This window comes from Mycobacterium interjectum (assembly GCF_900078675.2).
GTDB classification, from domain to species: Bacteria; Actinomycetota; Actinomycetes; order Mycobacteriales; family Mycobacteriaceae; genus Mycobacterium; species Mycobacterium interjectum.
The window spans coordinates 58,097-64,958 of the sequence record NZ_LT546237.1 but is presented as its reverse complement, the minus strand read 5'-3'; the positions used below and the strand labels follow the sequence as shown (position 1 = coordinate 64,958).

7 protein-coding genes and 2 pseudogenes are annotated in these 6,862 nt (G+C 69.5%); 1 reads left to right on the top strand and 8 read right to left on the bottom strand.

All coding sequences use genetic code 11. From position 1 onward, the window contains the following. The 4 genes and pseudogenes from BN4348_RS61105 to BN4348_RS34600 all read right to left on the bottom strand — a co-directional run. Window positions 1-308: pseudogene (locus tag BN4348_RS61105) on the bottom strand (signal recognition particle-docking protein FtsY); the annotation flags it as partial. A 175-nt stretch (window positions 309-483) separates the two neighbouring features. Continuing rightward, a pseudogene (locus BN4348_RS34610) lies at window positions 484-2,024 on the bottom strand (AAA family ATPase). Between the two features lie 136 nt (window positions 2,025-2,160). Further along, entirely contained in the window at window positions 2,161-2,454 is a 294-nt protein-coding gene (locus tag BN4348_RS34605; RefSeq protein WP_066909395.1) for an acylphosphatase, read from the bottom strand. Further along, window positions 2,441-2,854 (bottom strand): OsmC family protein, encoded by a 414-nt coding sequence (locus tag BN4348_RS34600; RefSeq protein WP_066909392.1) that lies wholly within the window; start codon window positions 2,852-2,854, stop codon window positions 2,441-2,443. Before BN4348_RS34600 ends, BN4348_RS34605 begins: the two co-directional genes overlap by 14 nt. Window positions 2,855-2,906: 52 nt before the next feature. Between BN4348_RS34600 and BN4348_RS34595 the strand changes: the two genes are divergently transcribed. Beyond that, window positions 2,907-3,683: a PIG-L deacetylase family protein gene (locus BN4348_RS34595; protein ID WP_066909389.1), complete on the top strand. Its 777-nt coding sequence runs from the start codon at window positions 2,907-2,909 to the stop codon at window positions 3,681-3,683. Between the two features lie 25 nt (window positions 3,684-3,708). On the opposite strand, the gene mutM is transcribed toward BN4348_RS34595, so the two are convergent. Genes mutM through sepIVA form a run of 4 tightly spaced genes read right to left on the bottom strand, consistent with a single transcriptional unit; the run spans window position 3,709 to window position 6,702 of the window. Next, window positions 3,709-4,602, bottom strand: a complete 894-nt coding sequence (gene mutM, locus BN4348_RS34590; RefSeq protein WP_066909386.1) for a DNA-formamidopyrimidine glycosylase — start codon at window positions 4,600-4,602, stop codon at window positions 3,709-3,711. A 4-nt stretch (window positions 4,603-4,606) separates the two neighbouring features. Then, window positions 4,607-5,320, bottom strand: coding sequence for a ribonuclease III (gene rnc / locus BN4348_RS34585; protein WP_066909383.1), 714 nt, complete (start codon window positions 5,318-5,320; stop codon window positions 4,607-4,609). After that, window positions 5,317-5,904 carry a YceD family protein gene (locus BN4348_RS34580; RefSeq protein WP_211145678.1) on the bottom strand — a complete coding sequence of 196 codons (588 nt, stop codon included), beginning with the start codon at window positions 5,902-5,904 and terminating at the stop codon, window positions 5,317-5,319. The genes rnc and BN4348_RS34580 overlap by 4 nt, the downstream gene beginning before the upstream one ends. A gap of 60 nt (window positions 5,905-5,964) precedes the next feature. Beyond that, window positions 5,965-6,702, bottom strand: coding sequence for a cell division protein SepIVA (gene sepIVA / locus BN4348_RS34575; protein WP_066909423.1), 738 nt, complete (start codon window positions 6,700-6,702; stop codon window positions 5,965-5,967). Between the last annotated feature and the right edge of the window lie 160 nt (window positions 6,703-6,862).

The window sequence follows — 6,862 nt, the reverse complement described above, 5'->3', positions numbered from 1 at the left end:
GGGGCGGGCGGGGCCGGCGTCTGGGGTTCCGGCAGTTCGACGTCGGAGATCGTGCGCCGCGGCGCGTCGCGGGGAACGGTGGCGTCGTCGCCTACCGCCGGCAGCCCGGTGGTGTCGATCGTCGGTGCGGACTGGCTGAAGGTGATGCCCGACGACGCCGTGTAGCCCCCCGAGCGGTCGAGCGCACCCGGCTCGGGCCGGGCCAACCGGATCCTTCGGCGGCGGTAGCGCACCAGGCCCAGGACCAGCGCGGCGATGACAACCAGGGCTGCGACGACCGCGACGGCGATCCAAAGACCTTGTGACACGCTGACAATCCTTCCAGCCGCGGGTCACCCGGCGCTCACGGGGCATTGGTGCGCGTCGCGGGCTTCGAGTGTGTCGGCCGGGAGCCGGGTGTGCTTCCCGGGCGGAGAAATCGCCGAAATCTCGCCCTCAGTGCACGCCGAAAGCGGTCGGTTCACACTCGAGCGTGATCCGGCCTTAGGAGGAACTCGAGACCAGCTGCTCCACCTGCTGGCCGCGCATCCGCTGGGAGATCACCGCGGTGATGCCGTCGCCCTGCATGGTCACGCCGTACAGCGCGTCGGCGACCTCCATCGTGGGCTTCTGGTGGGTGATGATGATGATCTGCGACCGGGCCCGCAGCAGTTCGAACAGGCCGATCAGGCGACGCAGGTTCGTGTCGTCCAGCGCGGCCTCCACCTCGTCCATGATGTAGAACGGCGACGGGCGGGCGCGGAAGATCGCCACCAGCATCGCCACCGCGGTCAACGCCTTCTCGCCGCCGGACAGCAACGACAGCCGGGTGATCTTCTTGCCGGGCGGGCGCGCCTCGACCTCGATGCCGGTGGTGAGCATGTCGTTGGGGTCGGTCAGCCGCAGCCGGCCCTCGCCGCCGGGGAACAGCACCGTGAAGACTTCCCGGAATTCGCGTTCGACGTCGGTGAAGGCGTCGCTGAAGACCTGCAGGATGCGGGCATCGACGTCGGCGATGACGTCGAGCAGGTCCTTGCGGGCGGCCCTGACGTCCTCGAGCTGGGTGGACAGGAAGTTGTAGCGCTCCTCGAGGGCGGCAAACTCTTCGAGCGCCAGCGGATTCACCCTGCCCAGCTCGGCCAGCTCGCGCTCGGCCCGCTTGGCCCGGCGCTCCTGGGTGGGCCGGTCATAGGGGATCGGGGCGGGCGCGTACACCTGCTCGCCGCGCTCGCGGGCCTGGGAGTATTCGGCCATTTCCAGCTCGGTCGGCGGCAGCGCAACCTCCGGGCCGTACTCGGCGATCAGGTCGGTCGGGGCCATGCCGAATTGCTCGAGCACNTGACCAGGTCGTCGGCGGCCAGCCGCAACCGGGCGTCGCGCAGGTCGGCCTGGATGGTCTGCGCGCGGCGGGCCACCTCGGCTTGGCGGCCCAGCGGCTTGAGCTGGCGGCGCAGTTCGGTGGTCAGGTCGGACAGCCGGGCCAGGTTCGCCTGCATCGCGTCGAGCTTGCGCAGGGCCTTCTCCTTGCGCTTGCGGTGCTTGAGCACGCCCGCGGCCTCTTCGATGAACGCGCGGCGATCCTCCGGCCGCGACTGCAGGATCTCGTCGAGCTTGCCCTGCCCGACGATGACGTGCATCTCGCGGCCGATCCCGGAGTCGCTGAGCAGCTCCTGGACGTCCATCAAACGGCAACTGCTGCCGTTGATTTCGTATTCGCTGGCGCCGTCGCGGAACATCCGGCGGGTGATCGACACCTCGGAGTACTCGATGGGCAGCGCGTTGTCGGAGTTGTCGATGGTGACCGTGACCTCCGCGCGGCCCAGCGGCGCCCGCGACGAGGTGCCGGCGAAGATGACGTCCTCCATTTTGCCGCCGCGCAGCGTCTTGGCCCCCTGCTCCCCCATCACCCAGGCCAGGGCGTCGACGACATTGGACTTGCCCGAGCCGTTGGGGCCGACGACCGCGGTGATGCCCGGTTCGAAGCGCAGAGTCGTCGGCGAGGCGAAGGACTTGAAGCCCTTCAGCGTCAGACTCTTGAGGTACACGGCGAGCCAGACTACCGCTCAAATCGCGCGAGCCGCCGTCACCGAGGGGTGTCGACGCGCCCGAAATACGCCTGTCGTTTACCGGCTCGACACACTGGTCACATTGGCCGCATCAGTCACTGCGCGGCGGTGCGCGTCAGCGCTCGACGAAACCGTCGAACTGCTGTTGCGGTGCGGACCAATCGGCGACGACCTTGTCGACGCGACCCGGCCTGGACGGCCACGCGGCGCCGCCTTCCAGCAGCCGCAGCAGTTTCTCGCCGGCCGCGCGCGGACCCTGGGCCACCACCAGCACCCGGCCGTCGGGCTGGTTGGCCGCGTACCCGGTGAGGCCGAGCTCGAGCGCCCGGGAGCGGGTCCACCAGCGGAAGCCGACCCCTTGGACGCTGCCGTGCACCCAGGCCGTGAGCCGGACGTCAGGATCCGACATCGGCGACCCCGAAATTCACGGTGGTGCCGGACTTCAGCGTGCGCCCGACGGTGCAGACCAGGTCGACCGCCCGGTTGGCCACCACCAGCAGGCGTTGCCTGTCCTCCTCGGACAGCCCGGACAGGTCCAGCTCGAGCGTCTCCTCGAGCAGCGGATAGCGTTCCTGCTCGCGGTCGGCCGGCCCGGACACCTTGATCACCGCCTTGTAGTCGTCACCCAGCCGGCGGGCCAGCGGCTCGTCGGTGGACATGCCGCTGCACGCGGCCAGCGCGATCTTGAGCAGCTCCCCCGGGGTGAACACGCCCTCGACGTCCTCGGAGCCGACCAGCACCTGCGCACCGCGCGAGCTGTACCCGGTGTAGCGGCGCGATCCGGTGCGTTCGACCCACAGTTCCGTCATGGCTTCTTTTCTACCGGGCCTCCCCTGTGGCCCAGCGGGCATACTGCGTTGCATGGCGACCGTCGTCGCATTCCACGCCCATCCGGATGACGAGGTGATTCTCACCGGCGGCACGCTCGCGCGGGCGGCGGCGGCCGGGCATCGCGTGGTCCTGGTGACCGCGACCGACGGCCGCGTACACGACGACGACGGTGATCTCCGGCTGAATGAATTGCGCTCGAGCGCAGGCATTCTCGGTGTGCATCGGGTCGAATGCCTCGGCTACGCCGACAGCGGCTACGGGCCCGTTTTCTATCCCGATCCGCCGGGACGCGTCAGGTTCGGCCGAGCCGACGTCGAGCAGGCGGCGGGGCGCCTCGCGGCGATACTGCGCGATGAAGCCGCGGATGTGCTGCTCAGCTACGAGCGCAACGGCGGCTACGGCCACCGCGATCACGTGCAGGTGCACCATGTCGGCAAGCGGGCCGCCGAGCTCGCGGCGACGCCGCGAGTGCTCGAGGCGACGATGCCGCGCGAATTGCTGGTGCGCATCGGGCATGTCGCCCGTCGGCTGCGGCTACCCGCGCCCTACGAGCTGGAAATCGCCCGCACGGCCTACGCGCCGGCGGCGACCATCACCCACCGGATCAACGTCTTCGGTTTCGCGCGGCACAAGCGCGATGCGATGGCGGCCCATCGCTCACAGATCGCCGGCTCCGGGTCGGGCGCGCGCGCGTTCGACGTGCTGCTCGCGCTCCCGCCCCAGGCGTTTGGCCTGCTATTCCCGCGCGAATGGTTCGTCGACCCCGCGCTACCCGCAGGGTCCACGCGCCGCGACATCTTCGACTGACGACTCAAAAGCCCTACGCGCACACTCAGCGCCGCGGCCGCGGCTGGCAGCGCGGGCAGTAGAACGACGAGCGGTTCATGAACTTCTCCCGTCGCATCACCGCTCCGCAGCGCCGGCAGGGTTCGCCTTCGCGGCCGTAGGCGTCCAGGGACCGGTCGAAGTACCCCGACTCGCCGTTGACGTTGACGTAGAGCGAGTCGAACGAGGTTCCGCCCTGCGCCAGCGCGTCGCGCATGACCTCGGCGGCGGCGTCCAGGACGGCGGTCAGTTGGCGCCGGCTCAACGTGTCGGCGATCCGCGCCCCGTTCACCTTGGCCCGCCACAACGCCTCGTCGGCGTAGATGTTGCCGATCCCCGACACCACCTGCTGGTCGAGCAGCTGGCGTTTGATCTCGGAATGCTTGCGCCGCAACACGTTCACCACCGCGTCGGCATCGAACTTCGGGTCCAGCGGGTCGCGCGCCAGATGGGCCACCGGCACCGGCACCACGCTGCCGTCCACGCTCACCAGGTCGGCCAGCATCCAGCCGCCGAAGGTGCGCTGGTCGGCGAAGCTCAGCACTGTCCCGTCGTCGAGCAGCGCGGAGATGCGGACGTGGTCGGCGCGCGGCACCTTCCCCCTCGCCGCTCCGCGGCTGGGGGTACCCCCACCGAGCAGCATCTGCCCGCTCATGCCGAGGTGCACCACGAGCGCCGTGTCCGGGTCGGCCGGCCCGTCCAGCAGCAGCCACAGGTACTTGCCGCGCCGATCGGTTCCGGCGATCCGCGCGTCGAGCAGCCGTGCGGTGAGATCGGCGGGCCCCGCCTCGTGCCGGCGCACGGCACGCGGATGATGCACCCGGACCGCGGTGATCGTCTTGCCCACCACGTGGGCCTGCAAGCCGCGGCGCACCACCTCGACTTCGGGTAGTTCGGGCATTGACCTACGCGGACGTCTTGCCCGCGGTGTCCAGCGTTTCCAGCGCTTTCCAGGTCGCCGCCGCGGCCTTCTGCTCGGCCTCCTTCTTCGAGCGGCCGACCCCCGACCCGTATTCGGTTTCCATCACGACGACCACCGCGGTGAATTCCTTGTCGTGGTCGGGTCCGGTGGAGGTCACCAGGTAGGACGGCGCGCCCATGCCCCGCGCCGCGGTCAGCTCCTGCAGGCTGGTCTTCCAGTCCAGCCCGGCCCCCAGCGTGGGCGCGGCGTCCAGCAGCGGGCCGAACAGCCGCAGGATCACCTCACGCGCCGTGTCGATCCCGTGCTGCAGGTAGATGGCGCCCAGCAGCGACTCCATGCCGTCGGCCAGGATGCTCGACTTGTCGGCCCCGCCGGTGTTCGCCTCGCCGCGGCCCAGCAGCAGGTGCGCGCCCAGGCCCTCGTCGGACAGGTTCCGCGCGACGTCGGCCAGCGCCTGGGTGTTGACCACGCTGGCCCGCAGCTTGGCCAGGTCGCCCTCCGACCGGTCGGGATGACGATGGTAGAGCTCGTCGGTGATGGTCAGGCCCAGGACCGCGTCACCGAGAAACTCCAGCCGTTCGTTGGTCGGCAGCCCGCCGTGTTCGTAGGCGTAGCTGCGGTGCGTCAACGCGAGCGACAGCAGGTCGTCGGGCAGGTCGGCCCCGAGCGCGTCCAACAGGGCTTGCCGCGACGTCACCGCTCGTCCCGCTTGGTATCCGGCTGAGGCGGCAACATGTCAGCCAACCTGGCCCAGCGCGGGTCGATGCGGTCGTGGTGATGGCCGGGCTCGGCCGCGAGGGCAACACCGCAGTCGGGGCACAGCCCCGGGCAGTCCGGGCTGCACACCGGCGAGAACGGCAGCTCCAGGCCGACGGCGTCGATGATCGGCTGCTCCAGGTCGATGGTGTCGTCGACGATGCGACCGACCTCGTCCTCCTCGGTGGTCGCCTCGGTCGTGCTGTCCGGATACGCGAAAAGTTCGGTCAAGCTGACCTCGACATGCCCGTTGACCGGCGTCAGGCAACGGGCGCATTCGCCGACGGTCGGTGCGCCCACCGTTCCGGTCACCAACACGCCCTCGGACACCGACTGGATTTGCAAGTCCATCTCCAGCCCGGCGCCCCGCTCGATCGCGATCATCGGCAGTCCGATGCGCGCCGGGCTGGGCATGGTGTTGCGCAGGGTGATCATCGATCCCGGGCGCCGCCCGAGTCGGGTGATGTCAACCCTCATCGGCGAGGTCGAATGGCGCTGCGCCATGCTGCTGTGCTGCCGCGTCATAGAAGAATCCTACGGCGCGGCGCGCGTAAGGAAAGTGCGCAGCCGTGCTCGCGATCGCCGCTAACGCGTCGCGTAGTCGTGGGTACCGGCGGCCGTGCGGAGTTGGTGACGACCGCGGCCGACGGACCGCAGGGTGCCGTTGAGAAATTCCTCGAACTCGGCCAGCTTGTTGTCGACGTAGATGTCGCACTCGCCGCGCAGCCGGTCGGCCTCGGCGTGCGCGGTGTCGATAAGGCGCGTGGCCTCGGCGTTCGCCGCCTCCACCACGCTGTTCTGCGAGACCAGGCGCTGCTGCTCCTTGATGCCCTCTTGCACGGCCTTTTCGTAGGAGATGTTGCCGTTCTCGATCAACCGGTCGGCTTCGGCCTGGGCGCGGCCGACGCTGGCCTCGTACTCGCGTTTCGCCGCGGTGGCGATGCGGATCGACTCCTCGCGGGCCTCCCCGACCATCCGCTCGCTGTGCTGGCGGGCCTCGCTCACCATCCGATCGGCCTGCGCTTTTGCGTCGGATAACAGGCGGTCGGCCTCCGCGCGGGCGTGGTTGAGCATCGACTCGGACTCCGTGGTCGCCGAGGAGACCATCGATTCGGCGTGCGACTTGGCGTCCTGCAGCATCGAATCGCGCGCGTCGAGCACGTCCTGGGCGTCGTCCAGCTCGCCGGGGATCGCGTCCTTGATGTCGTCGATCAGTTCCAGCACGTCACCGCGGGGCACGACACAGCCCGCCGTCATCGGCACACCGCGCGCCTCTTCCACGATGGCGCCCAATTCGTCCAGCGCCTCAAAAACTCGGTACACGGCCATGCCCTCCTGGCGTCGTTGTTGTTACCAGTGTGCCTGCTGTTGCCTCTGTGGCAGCGGTGGCGACACCGGTGTGTCGAAGATTTGCCCGGTAAACCCGCCTGCCGCGAGTGAAATCCATCGATTCTGCCCGTTCACGCCATGCCGCGGGCCATGC